Genomic DNA, 22,858 nt, shown 5'->3' with positions numbered 1-22,858 from the left:
CGCCCGGGGGTGGGGTGCTCCCGCTACCGGGGCTCGTGCTGCTGGTCGAGGCGGGTGGCGAACACCGCCGCCTGGACCCGCCTGGTCATCCCGAGCTTCGCGAGGATGCTCGACACGTGGTTCTTGATCGTCTTCTCGGCGAGGAACAGCTCGACGCCGATCTCCCGGTTCGTCATGCCCCGGCCGATCAGGACGAGGATGCGGCGCTCCTGCCCGGTCAGGACCGCGAGGGGGTCCTCCCGCGGCCGGGCGCCGGCCCGTAGCCGCTCCATCACCTGTGCCGTGGCGCGGGGATCCAGCGTGGACCCGCCGGACGCCACCGTCCGGACCGCGTCGACCAGCTCCGTGCCCCGCACCTGCTTGAGCACGTAGCCGGCCGCACCGGCCAGGATCGCGTCGTAGAGCGCCTCGTCGTCCGCGAACGACGTGAGCATCAGGCAGGCCACGGACGGCATCCGGGACCGCAGCTCGCGGCAGACGGTGACGCCGTCGCCGTCGGGCAGCCGGACGTCCAGCACCACGACGTCGGGCGCGAGAGCCGGGACGCGGGCGACCGCCTCGCGGGCGGTGCCCGCCTCGCCGACGATCTCCAGGTCGGGCTCGGCACCGAGCAGGTCCGCGACGCCCCGGCGCACGACCTCGTGATCGTCCACCAGGAAGACGCTGACCGCGGACCCGCTCATGGTTGTCACCGTAGTGCCTCCGGCCTGGTCAGGTTCAGCGGAGCGCCGGGACGCGCCGGACGATGCCGAGGCCGGCCCACCAGCGGCCCAGACCGAGCGTGTCGCCCGCCGCGACGGCTGCCAGGGCGACCAGCAGGAGCGCGTCCACCAGGTGGGCGTCGACGAACGGGTTCACCGCGAGCGGCATCGACGCCAGCCACATCATCAGGAGCAGGAGGGCGCCGGTCACGGCCGCGACCCGCATGCCGATGCCGAGCGCGAGGGCGAGGCCGATGCCCAGCAGGCCGAGCATGAACACCCAGTCGACGACGGCGTTGCCCGCCATCGCGCCGAAGAAGCCGGAGTAGGTGCCCTCGAGGCTGCCGAGGTATCCCGCGGTCGGCGAGCCCCCGTTCAGCCACGCGCCCTCGGGCGGCGTGGCGAGCCCCCAGCCGAAGGTCTTGTCGCCGAAGGCCCACAGGAACTCGAAGGCCAGCAGCAGCCGGATCCCCGCGAACGAGTACCTCGCGACGTGCCCGGCGGTGAGGAGGCCGCCGTGCTCGGCGACCCGGGCGTTCTGGTCGATGGCGATGCTGCTCATGATCTCCCTCTCTGTCCCGTCCCTGGCCGGAGGGACTCCGGCCCGGTATGACCACCTTCGCGCTCCGGGACGGGTGCCCGTCAGGGTCGACGGCCCCGCGCGGCCGGGACCTTCGGCCCTGCGCCGTGGGCCGGTCGGCCAGGCGGGCGGACCGGACCGGTTCCCGGGCCGTCCCCCGGGAGAGCTACGCGCAACTGTCCACCCCAGGGTGACGACGCCGGGTGCGGCGGATTCGTAGTGTTCCGGGCAGCAGTCGCGACCGTCCGGCCGCGGGCCCGTTCGAAGGAGTGCTCATGAGGTTCGTCTGGCAGCTCGTGGCCGCCGTGGCGGTGGCTTTCGCCGGTGGCCGGGCCGTGCTCGCGCTGGAGGGGAGCCCCTGGCTCCTGCTCGTGGCGGGCCTGACGGCCGCGGGGCTCTCCGTCGTCGTCTACGGGCTGGTGGTGCGGTGGACCGAGCGGCGCGTGGTGACCGAGGTGGCTCGCCAGGGCGCCGCGGGCCGGCTCGTCCTCGGGACGCTGCTGGGTGTCGTCCTGTTCGGGTTCGTGATCTCGAACATCGCGTTCCTCGGCAGCTACCGGGTGGACGGCCTGGGCTCCGTACCGGGGGCGGTGGGGCTGTTCGGCTTCATGGCCGCCGCCGCGGCCACCGAGGAGGTGCTGTTCCGCGGCGTCCTGTTCCGGAAGATGGAGGAGTGGACGGGCACGTGGGTCGCCCTGGTGGTGACCAGCGCGGTCTTCGGTCTGGGGCACCTGTTCAACCCGAACGCCGACTGGTGGGGTGCCGTCGTCATCGGGCTCACGGGCGGCACCATGCTCGCGGCCGCCTACATCGCGACCCGCAACCTGTGGGTGCCGATCGGTGTGCACTTCGGCTGGAACTTCGCGGCGGGCGGCATCTTCAGTACCGAGGTGTCGGGCAACGACACCCCGCAGGGGCTGCTGGACGCCTCGACGTCGGGTCCGGTGCTCGTCACCGGCGGTGCCCTCGGCCCGGAGGGCAGCGTGTACACGCTGGTCGGGTGCGGACTGGCCACGCTCGTGCTCCTGCTGGTGGCCCGGCGCCGCGGGCACCTGGTGCCGCGCCGGCGCAGCGACCGCAGGCAGCCCGCCGTGCCCGCCGCCGACGCCGGTCCGGGGCACGGGCAGCCCGGCACCCGGCCGGTGGAAGCGGCCGACGACGCCGGTACGCTTCCCGGGTGATCGACCGCCGGAGAGCCCTCGAGGCGTGGCGACGGCTCGACGTCACCGTCCGGGACCTCCCGCTCGCGCTGCTGCCGGCCGCCCTGTCGTTCGTGCCGGCGACGCGTTCCTACGGCACGCACGTCGGCGAGCTGGCCGCCCGTCCGTTCGACGCGGCCGCCGTCGTCGCCGTCGCTCTCGAGTGCCTTCCGCTCGCCGTGCGGCGGCGGTGGCCCGGCGTGTCGCTCTTCCTGGTGTCGTTCGGCTTCGTCATCGATCAGCTCGGCGCCTACCACTCGTTCTCGGGCAACGCGATGACCATCGCGCTCGTGAGTGCCGGAGCTCACCTCGAGCGCGGGCGGCGGGTCGTCGTCCTGCTGCTCACCGTGGAGTACGCCGTGCTGGCGGTCGCGCTGGACCGCCGCGGCTCCACCGAGGGGGTCGAGGGCTTCGGGACGTTCTACCTGGCGCTGGCCCTCGCCTGGGGCATCGGCGCCTGGCTGCGCTCCGCCCGCGCCGCCGAGGCCGAGCGTCGACGCCGCGTCGCCGTGGACACCCGCGCGGCGGAGCGCGCGCGCATCGCCCGTGAGCTGCACGACGTCGTCACCCACCACGTGACGGCGATGGTGGTCCAGGCGGAGGCCGCGCGCTACCTCATGTCCGCGCCCGACCGGCTCGACCACACGCTCACCGGGATCACCGACACCGGCCGGCTCGCCATCGCCGACCTGCGGCACCTGCTCGACCTGCTCGACCCTGGCCACGGGACCGGGACCGGGACCGGGACCGGGACGGGGGCCGGGGCCAGGACGCCGTCCGGCGACAGCCTCGGCGCGCTCGTGGAGCAGACCCGCCGCGCCGGGCAGCCCGTCGAGCTCACGCAGGAGGGCACGCCGGCCGAGTCGGGCGGCCGCGCGCTGCTCGTGGTCCACCGGGTGGTGCGGGAGGCGCTGACGAACGCGCTCAAGCACGCCCCGGGCAGTCCCACCCGCGTCGAGGTGCACCATCGCAGCCAGGAGGTCGTCGTGCAGGTCAGGACGGACGGCGCGGGCGTGCCGCCCGGGGAGCGCGGTGCGGACGCCCGGACCCCGGACGAGACCGGCGCCTCCGGCGCACGGCCAGGGCAGGGCGGGCAGGCGTGGCGGCCCGCCGTCGGCGGGAGCGGGCGGGGGCTGCCCGGTCTCCACGCACGCGTCGGTGTCCTCGGCGGAGAGCTCACCGCCGGGCCGGCGGACGACGGCGGGTTCACCGTGCGCGCCCGCATCCCCGCGGGAGACGCCTCGTGACCGCGCCGATCAAGGTCCTGGTCTGTGACGACCAGGTGATGATCCGTACCGGCCTGTCGACGATCATCGACGCCCAGCCAGACCTGGAGGTCGTGGGGGAGTGCGGCGACGGCCGCGCGGCCGTGGACCTCGCCGGGTGCCTGCTGCCCGACGTCGTCGTCATGGACGTCCGCATGCCCGTGCTCGACGGCATCGAGGCGACCCGGCTGCTGGCCGGCGCCGAGGTGGCGCATCCCGTCAAGGTGCTGGTCGTCACGACGTTCAACCTGGACGAGCACGTCTACGAGGCGCTGCGCGCCGGCGCGAGCGGGTTCCTGCTCAAGGACGCTCCACCGGCCCAGCTGCTGCACGGCATCCGGACGGTGGCCGCGGGCGCGGCCCTGCTCGACCCGGACGTGACGGCGCAGCTCGTCGGCAGGTACGCCGCCCGGATCCGGCCGGCCGGCGCCGGCACCGGCGACACCCCGCTGACCCCGCGCGAGCTGGAGGTGCTTCGCCTCATCGCGGACGGGCTCTCCAACAGCGAGATCGCCGCGGCCCTCGTGATCAGCCAGGAGACCGTCAAGACCTTCGTCTCACGCATCCTGGCGAAGCTGGGCCTCCGCGACCGCGTCCAGGCGGTCGTCCACGCGTACCGCCACGGTCTGGTCGAAACGTTCTGACGTAGGGTGAGCCCCGACCCCGGTGTTCGTGAAGGAGGAAAACATGGTGCTGCTCCAGGCAGCCCGGCGCCGCAGCATCGCCGTCATCTCCCACCCCGACGCGGGCAAGTCGACGCTCACGGAGGCGCTGGCCCTGCACGCCCGCGCGATCGAGACTGCCGGTGCCGTGCACGGCAAGGGCGACCGGTCCGGCGTCGTCTCCGACTGGATGGAGATGGAGCAGAAGCGCGGCATCTCCATCACGTCCGCGGCGCTCCAGCTCGAGTACGGCGACGTGACCATCAACCTGCTCGACACGCCCGGCCACGCGGACTTCTCCGAGGACACGTACCGCGTCCTGACCGCCGTCGACGCCGCCGTCATGCTGCTCGACGCCGCCAAGGGCCTCGAGCCCCAGACGCTCAAGCTGTTCGAGGTCTGCCGTCGCCGCGGCGTCCCCGTCATCACCATGGTCAACAAGTGGGACCGCCCCGGCCTGGAGACGCTGGAGCTCTGCGACGAGCTCGCCGAGCGCATCGGCCTCCCGCCGACGCCGCTGACCTGGCCTGTCGGCGAGGCGGGACGGTTCCTCGGGCTGCTCGACGTCGCGTCCGGCGACGTGCACACGTACGAGCGCGCGCCCGGCGGCGCCAGCCTCGCCCTGGAGGAGCGGCTGGACGCGAGGACGGCCCGCGACCGGCTCGCCGCCGACTACGAGGACGCCACCGACGGCGCGGGCCTCCTGGACGCCGTGGACCGGGAGTCGTTCCTCGCGGGACGCACGACGCCGCTGCTGTTCGGCGCGGCGCTGTCCAACATCGGCGTACGCCAGCTGCTCGACACGATCGTCGAGCTCGCCCCGGCGCCGTCGGCCCGGCCGGACGTGCGAGGCGCCGGGACACCGTCGTCGGGCGGCGACGGCGAGAACCTGCCGACCCGCCCCGTGGACGCCCCGTTCAGCGGCTTCGTGTTCAAGATGCAGGCCGGGATGGACCCGAAGCACCGCGACCACGTCGCCTTCCTGCGCGTGTGCTCCGGGCGGTTCGAGCGCGGCATGACCGTCACCCATGAGCGTTCGGGCCGCCCGTTCGCCACGAAGTACGCGCTCCAGGTCTTCGGCCGGGACCGGGAGACCGTGGAGGAGGCGTTCCCCGGTGACGTCGTCGGCCTGGTGAACGCGAGCACGCTCGCCGTCGGGGACTCGCTCTACGCGCCGGAGGGGCCCGCCGTCCGGTTCCCGCCGATGCCGGCGTTCGCGCCGGAGCACTTCGCGCTGGCGCGTGTCAAGGATCCGGGGCAGTCGAAGAAGTTCCGCAAGGGCATCGCACAGCTCCAGCAGGAGGGCGTGGTGCAGTACCTGGTCAGCGAGCTGCGCGGGGACGCGACCCCGATCCTGGCGGCCGTCGGGCCGCTGCAGTTCGAGGTCGCCACGTTCCGTATGGAGCACGAGTTCTCGGCGCCGATGGTGCTGGAGCACCTGGACCTGTCGGTGGCCCGGCTCGTGTCGGCCGACGACGCGCCGACCGTCGCCGCAGCGATGGGCGCGGAGATCGCGCGGCGCGACGACGGCACGCTGCTCGCGCTGTTCCGCGACGTCTGGCGGATGCGCGGCCTGCAGCGCGAGAAGCCGGACCTGACGCTGACGCCCCTGGTCGCCGGGGCCGACTGAGCGGTCCGCGCGCCGTGGCCCGGCGCGCGGGACGAGGGACGCGGTCGGTCCTTCGGTGAGCGATCGGTCAGTTGAACGACCGATCGCTCACCGAAGGACCGACCACGTCCCGGGGAGCAGCGCCGGGCGCTACGCCGACAGGTGCTCAGGCCGTCCGGCGGGTGGGGACCGGCGGGTTCGCCGACCGCTTGCGGTTCGACGAGGCGCGCCGGGCCTCTCCGTCGGTCACCTCGAAGAGGCCGCCGAGGCCGTCGAGCACCCGCCAGGCCGGCTGGCCCGCGGCGGCCGGGACCACCTTGCCGAGCACCGGGACCTGCGCGACGAGCGCGTCGACCCGCATCCGCCCGTTCGGGGCCGGCAGGTGCTCGTCGATCGCGGCCTGGAGCGTGGGGCTCATCAGCGTGCTGCGCACCAGCGTCGCGGAACGGCTGTCGATCTGCTGCGCGTGCATGTTCGAGATCTCGAACCGGTCCGCGAGATCCTGCAGCCTGACCGGCGGCTCGGCGAACCGGCGCGCGGTGAGGATCACCCGTGCGCGCTCGTCGAGGTATCGGAGCGTCGAGTCGAGGCGCTCGTTCAGCGGGCGCTCCAGGAGCTCGGCGGCGGGCGTGGCGGGCGTCCCCTCGGGCGCGGGGTGCTGCAGCGAGCGGTAGACCATCCGCTGCACGAGCGTGCTGAGCGTCTTGGCGCCGTAGTGCGGCAGGAACCGCAGCTCGGCGATGGTGCGTTCGGCCAGGTCCCCGAAGCGGGCGATCCCCGCCTCGCGGAACCGGTCCGTGTGGCTCTCGGGGATCTCGAGGTCGGTCATGCTGTCGTCGGAGGCGATCGCCGGGAAGATGACCCCGACCGGGGCGGCGGGCAGCCGCTCGGTGATGATCGTGGTCAGCGCGTTCACCTGGTGCCGCAGCCGGCCACGGGCCTGCGGCTCGAAGTCCCACGAGGAGGTCTTGCGCCCGTCGCCGGCGAGGTCGAGCGTGATCAGCCACGGGAACCATGCCGTCCACGCGGGCCGCACGGCGCCGCCCGGACCCGCGGGAGGGAGCACCGCGGGTGTCGGCCGGGGATGGGTCGGGCGACCGGTCCGCTTCCTGACGGCGGCCCCCGGCGCGCCCTGCCTCCCCGCCTGCGTCGCGGCCTCGCCCGGCGTCGTCCCGTCGAGGCCGAGCGTCTGCACCAGGAACGCCCACACGGGCAGGTTGGTGCGGGGGACGGTCTCGGTGAGCACGGGGTGCTGGGGGAGGAGCGTGGCGAGCGCGATGGTGCTGTTCTGCTGGTTCATCGCGTCGGCGAGGGCATCGCGGTCCGACCCGCGCGACGCGTTGGTGATGCGCACGGTCGCACGACGTTCGAGGGCGACGACGTCGCGCTCGCCGATGCCGAGCTCGTCCGCGAGGCTCGTGTACGACGTCGGGCGCCGGGCAAGGGCACGGCTCCGCAGGACGTAGTACTCCTCGTCGGACAGCTCGGACAAGACACCCGCGAGCCGCTCCGTGAGCGTTCGGCCGACCGGCCTAGGTCCCTGGGACCTGTTGATCTCGTTCAGCAATGTCACTCCTCCGCAGGCTGCTGCGGGCGAGAGTACCCGAGTTGGACGGTTGTCCAACAATCCGATGGTCACCGCCCTGGGCGGATGTGCCCGGCTTTCCTCGACCTGGGTGAATGTCGAGATTGGGTACTTCTGCTGCCTGTCCGGGCGCAGTGCCGCGACCGATCTTCGTGACCAGCAAAGATGCTGTCGTGACACCGTCCGGGCGCCGTCCGGGCGCCGCTCGTGACCGGTCATCGACCGGGCATCCCTGATCGGTGGCTCGTCCTGCTCTCGTGGACGTCAGGACCGGGTCGTGCCGCGGGCGATCAGGGTCACCTGGCTGACGACGTGCTCCGCCTCCGACCTCGGGTCCGCCATCTGGCGCCGCAGAAGGCGCAGCGCCTCGGACGCCATCCCCTCGTGGTCGGGGTCGACCGTCGTCAGCCCCGGTACCAGGTGCTCCGCGAGGTGCAGGTTGTCGAAGCCCGCCACCTGGACGTCGTCGGGCACCCGCAGGCCGGCGTCGTGCAGCCCCGCGATCGCCCCGATCGCGGCCTCGTCCGTGACGGCGAAGACGCCGTCGAGCTCCAGTCCTGCCTCGACGGCCTCGGTGATCGCCGCCCGCGCTTCCGCGATCGAGTAGGTGCTCAGGGGGATCACCAGGCCGGGCTCCTGGTCCGCCCCCGCTCGGTGCAGGGCGTCTGCCCACCCGTCGGCACGGAACGTCGCCATGTCGGGGTGCGACGCGGACAGTCTCCCGCCCAGCACCGCGATGCGGCGCGCGCCGCACGCCAGGAGATGCTCCGTGGCGAGCCGCGCCCCCTCGGCGTTGCCCATCCGGACGCGGTGGTAGCGGTCCGGCACGGCCTGCTCGCCGAGCAGGACGATCGGCACGTCGGGGTGGATCCGGTCGAGGTCGGCGAACTCCAGCCCCACGGCGCTGAGCAGGATGCCGTCGTACTGCTGCAGCCGGGCGAGCGACAGCGCGGAGAGCTCCCGTTCGCGGCTCGCGCCGGACTGCTCGACGACGAGGTGCATGCCGTCGGGCTCCAGGCTCTGCGCGATCCTGGCCGCGAGATCGCCGTAGTAGGACTGGTCGAACCGCGGCACGATGAGGCCGATCGTGCTGGTCCGGCCCGATCGCAGCCGCTGCGCGGTCAGGTTGATCTCGTACCCGAGCTCGTCGACGACCTCGAGCACGCGCAGCCGGGTGTCGGCGCCGACGTTCGACCGCCCGTTGAGCACGTTCGACACCGTCATCACCGAGACGCCGGCAGCCCGGGCCACGTCGGTCATCGTGGCGGCTCGTCCTCTACCCACGACGGGTCACTCTGCCAGGCCGCACCCGGTGCGCGCACACCGGGACGCGCCGTCGGCCGCGAGACGGCGGCGACATCGAGGCGAGCGCCGGACCGTACCGGCTCGACGTCGGCCCTGCGAGCGGGACGATGCCCCGTCGACGTGCGGGTCGACCCCGAGCCGGTGCACGGTGCCCGATCCGGTGCCGGTCAGGCCGTGGCGCAGCTCGCCGTCGGGGGCGTCGAGCTCCCGTTCGAGTAGAGCGTGATCCCGAACGTGTTGCCGTTGCCGTTCGGGGTGGCGGTCAGGGTCCCCGACGACCCGTTCACGGACGCGTTCCAGGAGTTCTGCAGCTGCTGGCCCGGGCCCGTGGTGATCGTGACCCGCCAGCCGTCCGTGCCGCTCACCGCGAAGGTGGTGTTGAAGCGGTCGCCCCACTGCTGGCCCGGGGTGATGGTGACCGAGCAGGTCCCGTCACCGTTGCCCGGGTCGCCCCCGCCGTCGCCGGGCTGGCCGCCGCCGGCCGGGGCGACGGCCCGGCCGGTGCTGGGCGAGATGTGGCCGGTGCACAGGTTGCGGGCCGCGAGGTCCTGGACGATGCCCGGCACCGCCTGCACCGTGTTCTGCGGCCAGTCGTGCATGAGGATGGTCCCGCCGGCGTTCAGCTGCCGCGCGGCCTGCCGGATCTGGTCGGTGCCGACGCCGTTGTAGTCCTGGGAGTCGACGTCCCAGATGATCTGCGTCATGCCGAGGGACGACGCCACCTGCTGCACCGTCCCGTTGGTGGCGCCGTACGGAGGTCGGAAGACCTGCGGGGTGACGCCCGAGGTCTGCTGGATGGCGTTCTGCGTGCTCGACAGCTGCTGCTGCACCTGCGCCTGGCTCAGCTGCGTGAGGTACGGGTGGTCCCAGGAGTGGTTCCCGATCTGCAGCCCGGCCGCGGCGTACGCCTGCATGAGGCCCGGGTTCGCCTGCGCGTTCTGTCCGGTCGGGAAGACCGTGCCGGTGGCGCCGGCCTGGTTCAGCGCGCTGATGAGCTGCTGGCTGGTGCCGCCGTTGGGCCCGTCGTCGAAGGTGAGGGCGACGTAGCCGCCGGAGCAGTCGGCGGCGCTGGCCGCGGGGGCGGCGGCGACACCGGTCAGGACGACGGCGGCCGCGGCACCGGCCGCGGCCAGGACCCGGGTGAGACGGCTCCTGCGGCGCGTGGCCCACTTGGTAAACGATTTCGACATGGGGTGCACTCCCTCGTGCGACGGGACGATTTCCTGACAGTGTTGGACGGCGGTCCGCGCAGGTCAAGAGCCTGGACAGTGGTCAAGCGTTTAACCGGGCAACAGTCTGCGGCCGCCGGGCCCGCGCCCGTGGGGCTGCCGCGAGCCGGCGACGACGCCGGCCCGTCATCGGACCGCGGTGCGAGCGGCTACTCCGGCCGCGAGCCGGGGAGGGTGCCGGGGTCCCCGTACTGCGGCTCGGTCTCCTCGAACACGAGCAGCGTCCGGGTGCTCAGCACGCCCTCCATGCCCTGGATCTCGTCGAGCACGATGCGCCGCAGGTCCCCGTTGTCTCGCGCCCGCACGAGCATGACGACGTCGAACTCGCCGCCCACCAGGGCGAAGTGCGCCACCCCGGGCATCGCCTCGAGCCGCGCCCGGATGTTGCGCCACTGCGTCTGCTCCAGGTTGAGCGTCACGTACGCCGACGTCGCCATGCCCGCTGCGACCGGGTCGATGTCGGCATGGAAGCCCCGGATCACTCCGTCGCTCCGGAGCCGTCGCGTGCGCGCGTACGCGTTCGCCCGCGAGATGTGCAACGCCTCGGCCAGCGCGCGCATCGACATGCGCCCGTCGTGGCGCAGCGCGTCCAGGATGCGTTCGTCCGTGCTGTCGAGTGCCACCCGTCTCGCCTCCGCTCCGTCGCGCGCGCAGGGTTGGACGATCGGCTCCCGATCTGCCCGCGCTCCGACACATCCTCTCGATCTTTGCCAGGTGATGGCAACCAGATGGCTCTCCGACGGAGAATCGCGGCATGAGACCTGATCCAGAGGGTCTGCTGCCGGCGACGGAGCCGGTGACCCTGATCGACAGCGACGGTGCTCCGGTCACCCCCGGGGGCGACGCCGCTGTGACGCCGGCCTTCCCACCGACATCCGACCTCGTCGCCGCCCTCGGCGCGATGATCACCGCCCGGCGGTTCAACGACCAGGCGCACGCCCTGGTCCGCCAGGGCCGCCTCGCCGTGTACCCGTCGTCGCACGGACAGGAGGCCTGCCAGGTCGCGGCCGCGCAGGTGCTGTCCGACGGCGACTGGCTCTTCCCCACCTACCGTGACACCGCGGCCGTCGTGACGCGCGGCGTCGACCCCGTCGAGACGCTCACCCTGCTGTCCGGCGAGTGGCACCACGGCTGGGACGTGGCCGCCCACCACGTCGCGCCGCTGACGACACCGCTGGCCACCCAGCTCCCGCACGCGGTCGGCGTCGCGCACGCCGCCCGGCTGCGCGGCGAGGACACGGTGGTGCTCGCCCTGTGCGGCGACGGCGGCACCAGCGAGGGTGACTTCCACGAGGCGCTCAACTTCGCGGCCGTGCTGCAGGCGCCCGTCGTGTTCCTGGTGCAGAACAACACCTTCGCCATCTCCGTGCCCCTGTCGCGGCAGACCGCCGCGCCGTCCCTCGCGCACAAGGGCGCCGGGTACGGCATCCCCGGCGAGCGCGTCGACGGGAACGACGCCGCCGCCCTCCTCGCGGTGCTCGGTGCCGCCGTCGCCGCCGCCCGCGCGGGCGGCGGCCCGCGCCTCGTCGAGGCGCACACCTACCGCATGCAGGCCCACACCAACGCCGACGACGCCACCCGCTACCGGGAGGCCGACGAGGTCACCGCCTGGTCCCGCCGCGACCCGATCGACCGCCTGCGCACCTACCTCGCCGACGCCGGCGCCGTCGACGACGCGCGTCTCGCCGCGTTCGCCGCCGACGCCGAGCACCTGGCGGACCGGATGCGCGAAGGGCTCGGCACCGACGTCCCGCACGATCCGGGCGAGCTGTTCGCCCACGTCTACGCGGTCCCCACCCCGCAGCTCCGCGAGCAGCAGGCGATGCTCGCGGACGAGTCCGCCCGCGACGCCGAGGGAGCGGTGCGATGAACGAGAAGCTCACGATGGCCCAGGCCCTCAACCGGGCCCTGCGCGACGCGATGGCCGCGGACGAGAGCGTGTCCGTGTTCGGGGAGGACGTCGGCCGCCTGGGTGGCGTCTTCCGCGTCACCGACGGCCTCACCGCCGAGTTCGGCGAGGACCGCTGCTTCGACACGCCGCTGGCCGAGGCCGGGATCGTCGGCGTCGCCGTCGGCATGGCGATGAACGGCGTGCGACCCGTGGTCGAGATGCAGTTCGACGCGTTCGCGTACCCGGCGTTCGAGCAGATCACGAGCCACGTCGCGAAGATGCGCAACCGCACGCGCGGGCAGCTTGGGCTGCCGATGGTGATCCGCGTGCCGTACGCCGGCGGGATCGGCGGGGTGGAGCACCACAGCGACTCGTCGGAGGCGTACTTCGCGCACACGCCCGGGCTGCACGTGGTCACGCCGTCGGGCCCGGCGGACGCCTACGGGCTGCTGCGGGCGGCGATCGCGTCGGACGACCCGGTCGTGTTCCTGGAGCCGAAGAAGCTGTACTTCGGCGCCGACGAGGTGGACCTCGACCTGCCGGTCGCGCCCGTCGGGCGGGCGGTGGTGCGGCGGCCCGGGACCGATGCGACGCTGATCGCGTACGGGCCCAGCGTCCCGGTCGCGCTGGACGCGGCGGTCGCCGCGGCCGCCGAGGGACGGAGCCTGCAGGTGGTGGACGTGCGCTCGATCCAGCCGTTCGACGACGAGACGGTGTGCCGGGCGGTCCGCTCCACCGGGCGCGCCGTCGTCGTGGCCGAGGCGCCGGGCTTCGTGAGCGTCGCCTCGGAGATCGCCGCGCGCGTCACCGAACGCTGCTGGGACGCGCTCGCCGCGCCGGTGCGGCGCGTGACCGGGCTCGACGTCCCGTACCCGCCACCGAAGCTCGAACGCCTGCACCTGCCGGACGTGGACCGCGTCCTCGACGCCGTCGACGACCTCCGATGGGAGGAGGCCGCATGAGCGACGGAGCCCCGACCACGACAGCCGACCGGGCCCGAGCGTGCCACGAGCCGGAGGAGACCGCATGACCAGGACGTTCGCCCTGCCCGACCTGGGCGAGGGGCTCACCGAGGCCGAGATCGTCACGTGGCTCGTCGCGGAGGGGGACGTCGTCGTCGTCGACCAGGCGGTGGCCGAGGTGGAGACCGCGAAGTCCCTCGTGGAGGTGCCGACGCCGTACGCGGGTGTCGTGGAGCGGCTGTGCGCGAGCGAGGGCGAGACCCTCGAGGTCGGACTGCCCCTCCTGGAGGTCGGCGACAAGGCGGCCGTGGCCGCGGACGCGCCGGACACCACCGGGAGCGAGCCCGTGCGGCACGCCGCGGACGAGGCGGCCGGTGACGCGCCGGTCGCGACCGCGGAGGACCTCGCGGACACCCCGGTGCCGACGTCGGCGGCCGCGACCCTGCGGGAGGAGGAACGCGCCGGGTCCGGGAACGTGCTGGTCGGCTACGGGACGCAGGGTGGCGCCCCGGAGGCGGCCGGGCCGAGGCGGCACCGCCGTCCCCGGGACCCCGGCCGGCTCGCTCGCGGCCCGCGCCGGGCGGAGCGGCGCGGCCCCGCGGACCTGCACGGGCCGGCGGACGGCGCGCGCGAGCCGTCGGTGCCGGGCACGGCCGGTGAGGCGCCCCGCCCCGGCGTGGCGGGCTCCGATGACGCCGCACCGCGCAGAGACGGCGAGGTGCGGATCCCCCTGACCGGGTTCCAGAAGGCAGCCGCGACGGCGATGGCGCGCAGCCGGGCCGAGATCCCCGAGGCGACGATCTGGGTCGACGTCGACTTCACCGCCCTGACCGGCCTGCGGGCCGCGCGGCCCGACGGGCCCGGGCTGCTCGCGTACCTGGCACGGTTCGTCACGGCGGCGCTCGCCGAGCACCCCGTGCTGAACGCGCGGTTCGACGCCGAGCGCGACGAGATCGTGCAGCTCGACCGCGTGAACCTGGGCCTGGCGGTGCAGGGTGCGCGCGGGCTCGTGGCCCCGGCGGTGCTCGGCGCGGAGCGGATGACCACCGGGCGTCTGGACGCCGCGATCCGGGACCTCGTCACGCGGACCCGCGAGGGCGGAGCCACGAGCGAGGAGCTCACGGCGGGCACGTTCACGCTGAACAACTACGGCGGCCTGGGGGTGGACGGCAGCGCGCCGATCATCAACCACCCGCAGGTGGCGATGCTGGGCGTCGGACGGATCATCGACCGGCCCTGGGTGGTGGACGGTGAGGTGGTGCCGCGCAAGATCGCACAGGTGAGCTTCGTCTTCGACCACCGCGTCTGCGACGGTGTCGTGGCGGCGGGGTTCCTCCGCGCGGTGACGGGTGCGGTGGAGAGCCCGATCTCGGTGATCGAACGTCTCTGAGGCCGGCCCGGTGGCGCCGGAGCCGGCCCTATGCCCCGAGGAAGGCGGCGATCTCGGCGGCCACCGCCGCCGGGGTCTCGTAGTGGGTCAGGTGGCCGACGTCCGGGATCAGTACCAGGCGGGCGTCCCGGAAGAGTCCGGCCAGGTCCCGCTGGTCCGGCGCCCGGGCCAGGTCGTCCTTGGCGCCACCGACCAGCAGCGTCGGGACGGCGACGCCGGACGCCGACTCGCGGACGCTCGCCGTGACCGACGCCCGGAACGCCTCCAGGAGGGACGCGCGCGTCGCGAACCCGGCGAAGTACCGGCCGTGCTCCTCGTGGATCCACCGGCGTAGCGCCCGGTCCGGCGTGCGGACCATGGCGACGCTCGCGACCCGTGTGAGCAGCGGGTGCCGCAGGACCCCGGCTCCGGCCCGCTCGGGCAGGCGCCCGGCCAGCGAGTGCAGCACGGCGGTCGCCCCGACGGACGGCACGTCCCGCCCGGACAGCGGCCGCCGCGGGATCGGATTGATCAGCACGAGCCGCCGCACTCCGGCCGCCGGCTCGCCCGACGCCTCCACCTGCCCGGCCGTCGGCTTCCCCGCCGACGGTGCCTCGCTCATCGCCGCCGCGGCGACCACCGAGCCGAACGAGTGCCCCGCCAGCAGTGCTCCGCCGCCCGGGACCACCTCCCGGACCAGGTCGCGCGCCCATGCGGCATAGCCCTCGACGTCGTGCCGCACGCCCGGCAGGGGCGGGGACTCCCCGAAGCCCGGCAGGTCCGGCACGGTGACCCGAAGATCAGGGCAAACCCTCAGGAGGTGCGCCACGATCGGCTCGAGCCCGTGGTGGTCGCCACGGAACCCGTGCAGCAGCACCATGTGTCCGCCCGCGCCGGGCACGGCCGTGCCGTCGGCGGCGCCGTAGTGCCACAGGTGAGTGGTGCCGCCACGGATCGTGACGGCCGAACGCGTCACGGGCGTCTCGGCGACCAGCTTCGCGTAGGGGGAGGGGTGCGGTTCGCGTGCCATCTCGGGGAAGCCTAGCCAGTGGATCCGCCCTCCCGGCGAGCCTTGTCGGGACCTTTGGGAATCCCCAGGTCAAGTTGGGGGTGAACCCCCGATGAATAGGGGGAGACCCCCATGGTTCGGCGCCCGTGACGCCATACATCATGGGCGCATGACATTCCTCGCCGTGGGCCTGACGCTCTTCGGCGCCGTGTGCTTCGCCGCGGCGTCGGTGCTGCAGCATCACGCCGTGACGACCACCGAGCACCCGGACGACCCGGTGCCCGGCGCCGAGGCCACCCGTGCTGCGGGCCGGAGTCCTGGACCGCGTCTGGACGCCCGCCACCTCCTGGCGATCGTGCGTCGCAGGCGCTGGCTCCAGGGTGCGGGCCTCGCCGCGGTCGGCTCGGTGGTCAACGGGGTCGGGCTGCTGCTCGCGCCGCTGCGCGTCGTGCAGCCGGTCGGGGTCCTCGCGGTCCCCCTGGCGGTGCTGATGTCGGCGTGGAAGACACGCACCGTGCCGTCGCGCGGGGTGCTCGTCGGCGCGGCCCTGACCGTCGGGGGCGTGGCGGTGTTCGTCGTCGCCTCCGTGGGGTCGGCCACCACCGAGACGCCGTCGGCCATGGCGACGCTCACCGCGGGGCTCGTCGTGGCCGGGCTCGTCGCCGTGCTCGGCTCTGCCGGGATGGCCCGGCAGGGCCGTGGCCCGCTGCGCTGCCTCGCCCTCGCGGCCGCGGTGGCGGCGGCGTACGGCCTGCTGTCCGCCCTCGTCCGGGTCACCGCGCAGGCGGCCCGTGAGGAAGGGCTCCTGTCGCCCTTCGTCCTGGGGTGCGTGGCCGGCGCGCTGGTGGCGTTTCTCGTCGGCGCCTGGCTCGTGCAGCACGCGTTCCACGCCGGGGCTCCGGAGATCGTCATCGCCTGTCTGACCGTCGGTGACCCGCTGGTCGCCGTCGTGCTGGGCGCCGTCCTGCTCGGTGAAGGGTCGGAGACGCCGCTCGGCGCCTGGGCCCTCCTCGGGGCCGCCGCCCTCACCGCGACCGCCGGCGTCTTCACGCTCGCCCACCATCATCCCGACGCCGTGGCTGCCCGCGCCGAGCGCGAGCGCGTCCCGGTACCCCGTCCCTGACCATCCGTCCACCCAACCAAGTGCCCGTCCTGTCCGTCTTAGACGGTTGCAGGCAACAGTGCAGGTCGTCGCCCCCGTAGCGGGGCTGTACCCCAGGAGAATCACGTGAACATGCTCCGGATCCTCGTCGGTGCCGAGACGTTCGCACCCGACGTCAACGGTGCCGCACGCTTTGCCGACCGGCTCACCGCAGGTCTTGCGGCTCGCGGCCACGAGGTGCACGTCGTCGCCCCCTCCCCGGACGGGAGCCCGGGCGTCGAGCTGCGCGACGGCGTCGTCGTCCACCGGGTGACCTCGCGGCGCCTGCCCGGTCTCGACTCCATGCGCGCCTGCCTCCCGTGGGAGGCCGCACCCGAGGTGCGCGACGTGTACGAACGGGTGCGGCCCGACGTCGTCCACACCAACGGGCACATGTCGCTCGGACGCGCCGTCGTGAGCAACGCGAAGCGGACCGGTGTGCCGCTCGTGGCGACCAACCACCTCATGCCCGAGAACATCGTGGGCTACCTGCCGATCCCCGAGACCATGCACGAGACGTTCGCCGAGTGGATGTACCGGGACCTCGGCCGCGTCTACTCGCAGGCCGACGTCGTCACCGCGCCGACGCCGCGCGCCGTCGACCTCATCACCCGCCGCGCGGGCCTGACCGGGGCGTTCCCCGTGTCCAACGGCATCGACGCCGAGGCCTACGAGCACGCCCGGGCCGCCGTCACCGCAGGTCACGGGACGCCCGCCGGCCCGCCCGGGCGCTACGAGCCGACCGTGCTGTTCGTCGGCCGGCTCAACCAGGAGAAGCGGGTCGACGAGCTGATCCGCGCGTTCGCCCGGATCGCCCCCGACGTGCCCGCCCGCCTCGACGTGGTGGGCGACGGCGAACGCCGCGCCGCCTGGGAGGCGCTCGCGGCCGAGCTCGGTGTGGCGGGCCGCGTGCGGTTCCGCGGCTTCCTGTCCGACGACGAGCTGCTGACCGCCTACGCGTCCGCCGACCTGTTCTGCATGCCAGGCGTGGCCGAGCTCCAGAGCATCGTGACCATGGAGGCGATGGCGGCCCGGCTACCGGTGGTCGCCGCCGACGCGATGGCCCTGCCGCACCTGGTCAAGCCCGGCAGCAACGGCGAGCTGTTCCAGCCGGGTGACGTCGGCGAGCTGGCCGGACACCTGCGCACGCTCCTGACCGACGCCGCCCTGCGCGAGCGGTACGGGGCGGCGAGCCGCGAGCTGATCCAGGCCCACACGATGGGCGCCACGCTGGGTGTCTTCGAGGCGCTGTACGAGAAGGTCGTGGGCATGGTCCCGGTGCCGGTCTGACCCTTCTGCCCGCCACCGCCACCCCGCAGCGTGGTCGGCGTCTCGGCGGGGGACCGGCAGCCCGAACGGCCGCCGGCTCCACCACCAGGTGCCGACCACGCTGCGGGGTGCGGCGGTGCGGGCGCATCATGGGGGAGAGGATCGCTCGACGGGGAGAGAACCATGAAAGCAGCAGTGGGAGACCGGATCGTGACGGCGGCGGGTGTCGTCGGCGGTGCCACGCGGGACGGCGTCGTCGTCGGCTGCCCCCACGGCGACGGGTCGCCGCCGTACCGCGTGCGCTGGGCCGACACGGGTGAGGAGTCGCTCGTCTACCCCGGCACGGACGCGTTCGTCGACCATTCCGAGCCGGTGTTCGTGGCCGACGAGGGCGCACCCGGCCCCCGGACGCTGACCTGGCAGGTGGAGATCACGCTCAACGAGTCCTCGGGGAGCACGACGGCGGAGGCGACGGTCCGCGGCCTGCCCGAGGTGCGCGCCGTCGGGCACGCCCGCAAGGCGCCCTCCGACGCCGAGGTGCCCGAGATCGGCGACGAGATCGCCGCCGCGCGCGCCCTGCGCCGCCTGGCGGACCGCCTCCTCGCGGTCGCGGAGAACGAGGTCTCGGCCGCCGTGGGCCACCGGGCGCACGTCCACGCGTGACGGCGGGGCGCACCCGGCCCGGCGCGGGGTAGGTTCGGAGCGTGCGTAGCAAGGTGAGCGTCGAGCAGCATCGGGACGACGTCGGACGGCTGCTGGCGGAGCTGATCGGCGGGCGGCCCGGGGGAGAGGCAGGCGGCCGACCGGCAACGACGCCCGGCGTCGACGCGGTCCCCGTCGACGAGGCGCTCGGCCGGGTGCTCGCCGCCGGCGTCGTCGCGCCCGGACCCCTGCCCCGGTTCCGCAACTCCCAGATGGACGGGTTCGCGGTGCGGGCCGCCGACGTCGCCGCGGCGTCCGCCCGCGCACCCGTCACGCTGCCCGTGGCCGGTGAGGTCGCGGCCCGTCCGGGCCGGCCCGCGCCCCTCGCCCCGGGCTCCGCGGTACGGATCATGACCGGTGCCCCCGTGCCCGACGGTGCGGACGCCGTCGTCCCCGTGGAGGACACCGACGTCGGCACGTTCAACCGCTCCCCGGCCGACCCGGTCCCGGACGGCCTGCGGCCGCACGGCTCCGCGGAACGGGACGTGCGGGTTCGTGCGCCCCGGGCGTCCGGGGACTTCGTGCGGGAGGCCGGGTCCGACGTCGGCGCCGGTGACCTCGTGCTGCCCGCCGGCACGCGGTTCGCGCCGCACCATGTGGCCGCCGTCGCGGCCTGCGGGATCGGGGAGGTGCGCGTGCTGCGGCAGGTGCGGGTGGCGATCGTGTCGACCGGGAGCGAGCTCGTCGCGCCGGGCGAGAACGCGGGCCCCGGGCAGATCTGGGACGCGAACGCCGTGGCGCTCGCGGCCGCGGTACGGGCGGCGGGGGCCGTGGTCGCGGACGTCGCACGTGTCGGCGACGACGAGGACGCCGCGCGCGAGACGCTGGGCCGGGCGGCGGCGTCGGCGGACCTGGTGATCACGTCGGGCGGCGTGAGCCAGGGGGCGCACGAGGTGGTCAAGGACGTGCTGACCGACATCGTCTTCCGGTCCGTGGCGATGCAGCCCGGCGGGCCGCAGGGCCTCGGACGGCTGGGCGGGACGCCGGTGCTGACGTTCCCCGGGAACCCGGTGAGCACCCAGGTGTCGTTCGTCGTGTTCCTGCGCGACCCGCTGCGCCGTGCCGGCGGACTGCCCCCGGCCCCGGTGCTGCGGGCGGTCCTCGGACCCGCCGGGCTGCCCGACGGCGGCCTCGCCTCCCCGCCCGGGAAGCGGCAGTTCCTGCGGGGCCGGAGGCGTGACGCCCCGGGGCCCGGGTCCCCCGGAGACGGGGCCGGGTTGCCCGGGGTCGACGTCGTCGGTGGGGCGGGGTCGCACCTCGTCGCGTCGATGGCGGCCGCCGACGTGCTGATCGACGTACCGGCCGACGCCACCGGGCTGCGCGCGGGCGACGAGGTCATGGTGCTGCCGTTGTGACGGCGGCGATCTGCCAGACTGGGACGTCGCTCGGGCGGGCCGTCGGTCAGCGCAGGACCGACCACGAGCCCGGTCGGTCTTTCGGTGAGTGATCGGCAGTTCAAACTGTCGATCACTCACCGAAAGACCGATCACCCGTGGTATGGCGCAGTTCCTTGGAGGGTGGTGCTCGTGGGATCGGTCGGGGTGAGGGTCGCGGTGGTCTGCGACTACGCGCTGGACTACGTCGGCGGGGCGCAGACCGCGCTGGTCGAGCAGGTCGCGGCGCTCGCCGCGCACGGCGCCGAGGTGGTCGTGGTGTCGCCGTCGTCGCCGGCAGCGGTGGCGCGGGTCGGCCTGGGCGGCGACGTCGCCTACGAGCAGGTGCCGGCGCGGTGGGTGCTGCCCGGGCTGGACCTGCCGGTGGTCCGGAGCTCGGAGCCGCTGCGGCGCCGGCTGGCCGCTATCTTCGCCGGCCGCGGGATCCAGGTGGTCCAGCTCCACTCCGAGTTCGGCGTGGCAGCGGCGGCGGTCGGCGTCGCCCGTGACCTCGGGATCCCCGTCGTGCACACGGTGCACACCTTCTTCTGGCAGACCACGGCCCGGCCGCAGCGGCTGGTCGCCGGGCTCGTCCGGGGCTTTCACCGCTGGATCACCCGGCTGCGTCCGGCGCGCGCCCGGCTGGCTGGCCGGCCGGCCGACAGCGCGCTGCGCAACATGACCCTCACCGTGGCACGCGAGGTCGACGAGGTGGTCTCTCCCTCGGCTCACCAGGCCGAACGGCTCCGGGATGCGGGGCTGCCCCGTGTCGCCGTCGTGCCCAACACCGTCACGGCCTCGGGGGACGCGGGGCGGGCGCTGGACCGCGTCGGCGGGCCGCTGCGGCTGGTCTGGATCGGGCGGTGCGAACCGGAGAAGCGGATCCTGCCGTTCGTCCGGGCGGTCGTCGCCGCGCAGCGGGAGCTGGGTCCGGGACGGTTGCACGCCGTCGTCGTCGGCGACGGCAGCCAGCTCGCCGAGGCCCGGCGGATCGTCGCGGGCGCGGACCTCGACCTCCTCGGCCGCCAGGACCGCGACCGGATACCCGCTCTCCTCGCCGAGGCCCACCTCGCGGCGCTGACCTCCTACGGCTTCGACAACCAGCCGATGACGATCGTCGAGGCCGTCACGGCCGGCCGCGGCGTCCTCTACTGCGACCCGGCGCTCGGCGAAGGGCTGTCCGGGCCGGGCATCCGGGTCCCGCAGGACGAGGCGGGGATGGCCGCCGCGCTGGTCGACCTCGCCGGGCATCCGGACCGGGTGCTCGCCGCGTCCCGCGCCACCGAGCAGGCTCGCGTCGAGTTCGCGCCCGAGACACATGCCCGCCGGATGACCGGGCTGTACGGCCGCGCGATCCGGCGCGGCTCCCGTACGGGCCGCTCGGGCTGACCGCCCGACGCGGCCCGCGCGGCCCGAGTGGCCGGCTCAGGGACGGGTGGACCACGTCTCCGGGCTCTGTCGACGCCGGACCGTCAGTCGCGCACGGCCGCGCTGCCGTACAGCTCCCGCGTGAACTCGGAGATGTAGGCGCTCTGGTCGTCGTTCGTGAGGTTGTACGTGAGGTAGACGCCGTAGCCCTCGCTGACCGTCCGCCGGGCGAGGGCGACCGCCGTCGACGAGGACGTTCCCGTGAGGCTCACCGCGGCCGGGCCCTCCTGAGCCGTGGTCAGCCCGGGCACCGACGGCGCACGCCAGGTGCCGTAGATCGAGTTCCACGCGTGGTCGAGGTGGTCGCCGGCGCGCACGCCGTCGTACTCCAGCCGGGTCGAGGAGGGCCCGTACATGTACAGGGAGATGTCCTTGTCCGGCATCGCCTGGTCGAGTGCCTCGACCAGGTGGACGAACGAGTGGTCGTTGGGCTGGCCGGTGCCGTTCTGGCCGTAGTTCGCGTACTCGTCGTCGAAGTCGATGCCGTCGAGGCCGTACCGGTCGACGACGTCGGCCAGCTGCTGAGCGAACGCCGCCGCCGACGCCTGATCGGGGAAGTTCGCGAACCCGGCGCCCTGGTGGTTGCCGAGGATCGACAGGTAGACCTTGATGCCCTGCTCCTGGAGGGGGCGGATCAGGGTCTCCGCGTCGTCGAGCGTGGCCTGCACCTGCGGGTTGAGGTACAGGTAGGCGTTCTCGCCGTCGTAGTTGATGTTGGCGGCGAAGATGATGCCGATGTCGAAGACGGGCTCGCCCGTGGAGTCCAGGGTGTAGCGGCCCACGTTGGCGATGCTGTGGTTGTTGACCTCCACGTAGGCGGCGGTCACCGGGTCCAGGTCGGCCGGTTGTCCGTCCTGCGCCCGAGACGCGGGCGCCGCCGTCGCCGAGACGGCGAACAGTGCGGCGACCGCCGCGATCGTGGCGGTCAGAGATCTGCGGCGCCGGGTCGACGGCGGGTGCGTGAGCCTCATCACCACAAAATATCGCCCATATCGCCTGGCGGGCAGGTGGGGAAATCCACATGGCGGCACGGGCCGGCGGGCGCCGGTGCCCGGTGTGGTCCCGCGCGACGGCGCGCGGCGCGGCGCGTGACGCGACCCTCGCGGCCCGCCCTGCCGGTCTAGGCTGGTCCTGTGAGCGACCCGCGCGACGTGAGCACCGTGACCGAGGCGCCGCTGGACGACGCCGTGACCCGTGACGTCGAGGCGGCGGTCGCCGCGGCGGAGTGCGGGGCGGTGGTGACGTTCCGCGGCGTCGTCCGCGACGACGACGGCGGCCGCTCCGTGACCAGCCTCGACTACGAGGCCCACCCCGACGCCTCCGAAGTCCTGCAAAAAGTGTGCCATGCGGTCGCGGCCGAGACCGGTCTGCGGGTCGCGGCGGTGCACCGGTACGGCCACCTGGAGGTCGGCGACGTCGCGCTCGTCGCGTCCGCCTCCGCGGGACATCGCAGGGAGGCCTTCGAGGCGTGCTCCCTGCTGGTCGAGCGCATCAAGGCCGAGGTCCCCCTCTGGAAGAAGCAGCGGTTCACCGAAGGCGAGTCGGAGTGGGTGGGGTTGTAGACGCGTCGGCAGGGCCG

Annotated in this window: 21 protein-coding genes; 13 read left to right on the top strand and 8 right to left on the bottom strand. The window is 74.1% G+C overall.

Translation table 11 applies throughout. The annotated features are described in order from the left end of the window. Positions 1-23: 23 nt before the first annotated feature. Together ACYU96_RS03990 and ACYU96_RS03985 are read right to left on the bottom strand one after the other, a co-directional pair. Positions 24-683: a response regulator gene (locus ACYU96_RS03990; RefSeq protein WP_460749261.1), complete on the bottom strand. Its 660-nt coding sequence runs from the start codon at positions 681-683 to the stop codon at positions 24-26. Positions 684-717: 34 nt separating this feature from the next. Beyond that, positions 718-1,263, bottom strand: coding sequence for a hypothetical protein (locus ACYU96_RS03985; protein WP_460749259.1), 546 nt, complete (start codon positions 1,261-1,263; stop codon positions 718-720). A 293-nt stretch (positions 1,264-1,556) separates the two neighbouring features. Here ACYU96_RS03985 and ACYU96_RS03980 point away from each other — a divergent pair, with 293 nt between their 5' ends. From ACYU96_RS03980 to ACYU96_RS03965, 4 genes are read left to right on the top strand one after another with little or no spacing between them, the layout of a single operon-like run. Then, on the top strand, positions 1,557-2,462 hold the full coding sequence (locus ACYU96_RS03980) for a lysostaphin resistance A-like protein (protein WP_460749257.1): 906 nt from the start codon (positions 1,557-1,559) through the stop codon (positions 2,460-2,462). Next, entirely contained in the window at positions 2,459-3,727 is a 1,269-nt protein-coding gene (locus ACYU96_RS03975; RefSeq protein ID WP_460749255.1) for a sensor histidine kinase, read from the top strand. Before ACYU96_RS03980 ends, ACYU96_RS03975 begins: the two co-directional genes overlap by 4 nt. Continuing rightward, the gene (locus ACYU96_RS03970) at positions 3,724-4,389 is read left to right on the top strand and encodes a response regulator (RefSeq protein WP_460749253.1); all 666 of its coding nucleotides are present in this window, start codon (positions 3,724-3,726) and stop codon (positions 4,387-4,389) included. Before ACYU96_RS03975 ends, ACYU96_RS03970 begins: the two co-directional genes overlap by 4 nt. Positions 4,390-4,432: 43 nt before the next feature. Beyond that, complete coding sequence (locus tag ACYU96_RS03965) at positions 4,433-6,037, top strand: peptide chain release factor 3 (RefSeq protein WP_460749251.1); 1,605 nt, start codon at positions 4,433-4,435, stop codon at positions 6,035-6,037. Between the two features lie 145 nt (positions 6,038-6,182). Here ACYU96_RS03965 and ACYU96_RS03960 read toward each other — a convergent pair whose 3' ends face one another. From ACYU96_RS03960 to ACYU96_RS03945, 4 genes are all read right to left on the bottom strand, one after another. Beyond that, positions 6,183-7,589, bottom strand: a complete 1,407-nt coding sequence (locus ACYU96_RS03960; RefSeq protein WP_460749249.1) for a hypothetical protein — start codon at positions 7,587-7,589, stop codon at positions 6,183-6,185. 276 nt (positions 7,590-7,865) lie between these two features. Then, positions 7,866-8,861: a LacI family DNA-binding transcriptional regulator gene (locus ACYU96_RS03955; RefSeq protein WP_460749248.1), complete on the bottom strand. Its 996-nt coding sequence runs from the start codon at positions 8,859-8,861 to the stop codon at positions 7,866-7,868. Positions 8,862-9,073: 212 nt separating this feature from the next. Continuing rightward, positions 9,074-10,096, bottom strand: a complete 1,023-nt coding sequence (locus tag ACYU96_RS03950; RefSeq protein ID WP_460749246.1) for a polysaccharide deacetylase family protein — start codon at positions 10,094-10,096, stop codon at positions 9,074-9,076. A gap of 188 nt (positions 10,097-10,284) precedes the next feature. After that, complete coding sequence (locus ACYU96_RS03945; protein WP_460749244.1) at positions 10,285-10,758, bottom strand: Lrp/AsnC family transcriptional regulator; 474 nt, start codon at positions 10,756-10,758, stop codon at positions 10,285-10,287. 131 nt (positions 10,759-10,889) lie between these two features. Between ACYU96_RS03945 and ACYU96_RS03940 the strand changes: the two genes are divergently transcribed. The 3 genes from ACYU96_RS03940 to ACYU96_RS03930 all read left to right on the top strand — a co-directional run bounded on the left by ACYU96_RS03940 (position 10,890) and on the right by ACYU96_RS03930 (position 14,378). Continuing rightward, positions 10,890-12,005, top strand: a complete 1,116-nt coding sequence (locus ACYU96_RS03940; RefSeq protein ID WP_460749243.1) for a thiamine pyrophosphate-dependent enzyme — start codon at positions 10,890-10,892, stop codon at positions 12,003-12,005. Continuing rightward, entirely contained in the window at positions 12,002-12,988 is a 987-nt protein-coding gene (locus ACYU96_RS03935; RefSeq protein ID WP_460749241.1) for an alpha-ketoacid dehydrogenase subunit beta, read from the top strand. Before ACYU96_RS03940 ends, ACYU96_RS03935 begins: the two co-directional genes overlap by 4 nt. A 64-nt stretch (positions 12,989-13,052) precedes the next feature. Further along, a complete protein-coding gene (locus ACYU96_RS03930; protein ID WP_460749239.1) occupies positions 13,053-14,378 on the top strand; it encodes a dihydrolipoamide acetyltransferase family protein in 1,326 nt (441 codons plus the stop codon). Between the two features lie 28 nt (positions 14,379-14,406). Here ACYU96_RS03930 and ACYU96_RS03925 read toward each other — a convergent pair whose 3' ends face one another. Beyond that, positions 14,407-15,387: an alpha/beta fold hydrolase gene (locus tag ACYU96_RS03925; RefSeq protein ID WP_460749237.1), complete on the bottom strand. Its 981-nt coding sequence runs from the start codon at positions 15,385-15,387 to the stop codon at positions 14,407-14,409. A 148-nt stretch (positions 15,388-15,535) separates the two neighbouring features. Between ACYU96_RS03925 and ACYU96_RS03920 the strand changes: the two genes are divergently transcribed. From ACYU96_RS03920 to ACYU96_RS03900, 5 genes are all read left to right on the top strand, one after another. Further along, positions 15,536-16,489 carry a hypothetical protein gene (locus tag ACYU96_RS03920; RefSeq protein WP_460749235.1) on the top strand — a complete coding sequence of 318 codons (954 nt, stop codon included), beginning with the start codon at positions 15,536-15,538 and terminating at the stop codon, positions 16,487-16,489. A 111-nt stretch (positions 16,490-16,600) separates the two neighbouring features. Beyond that, positions 16,601-17,797, top strand: coding sequence for a glycosyltransferase (locus ACYU96_RS03915; protein WP_460749672.1), 1,197 nt, complete (start codon positions 16,601-16,603; stop codon positions 17,795-17,797). Between the two features lie 162 nt (positions 17,798-17,959). After that, positions 17,960-18,439, top strand: coding sequence for a dsRBD fold-containing protein (locus ACYU96_RS03910; RefSeq protein ID WP_460749234.1), 480 nt, complete (start codon positions 17,960-17,962; stop codon positions 18,437-18,439). 41 nt (positions 18,440-18,480) lie between these two features. Next, a complete protein-coding gene (locus ACYU96_RS03905; protein WP_460749232.1) occupies positions 18,481-19,833 on the top strand; it encodes a molybdopterin molybdotransferase MoeA in 1,353 nt (450 codons plus the stop codon). A 186-nt stretch (positions 19,834-20,019) separates the two neighbouring features. Continuing rightward, positions 20,020-21,240, top strand: coding sequence for a glycosyltransferase family 4 protein (locus tag ACYU96_RS03900; protein WP_460749230.1), 1,221 nt, complete (start codon positions 20,020-20,022; stop codon positions 21,238-21,240). Between the two features lie 83 nt (positions 21,241-21,323). Here the strand turns inward: ACYU96_RS03900 and ACYU96_RS03895 are convergent, their stop codons facing one another. Then, the gene (locus ACYU96_RS03895) at positions 21,324-22,250 is read right to left on the bottom strand and encodes an endo-beta-N-acetylglucosaminidase H (RefSeq protein WP_460749229.1); all 927 of its coding nucleotides are present in this window, start codon (positions 22,248-22,250) and stop codon (positions 21,324-21,326) included. A 162-nt stretch (positions 22,251-22,412) separates the two neighbouring features. Between ACYU96_RS03895 and ACYU96_RS03890 the strand changes: the two genes are divergently transcribed. Then, a complete protein-coding gene (locus tag ACYU96_RS03890; RefSeq protein ID WP_460749227.1) occupies positions 22,413-22,841 on the top strand; it encodes a molybdenum cofactor biosynthesis protein MoaE in 429 nt (142 codons plus the stop codon). The last annotated feature ends 17 nt before the right edge of the window (positions 22,842-22,858 follow it).

The sequence above is a fragment of the Myceligenerans cantabricum genome (assembly GCF_054777735.1).
The sequence above is the reverse complement of the archived record's forward strand: the minus strand, read 5'-3'. Positions and strand labels throughout refer to the sequence as shown.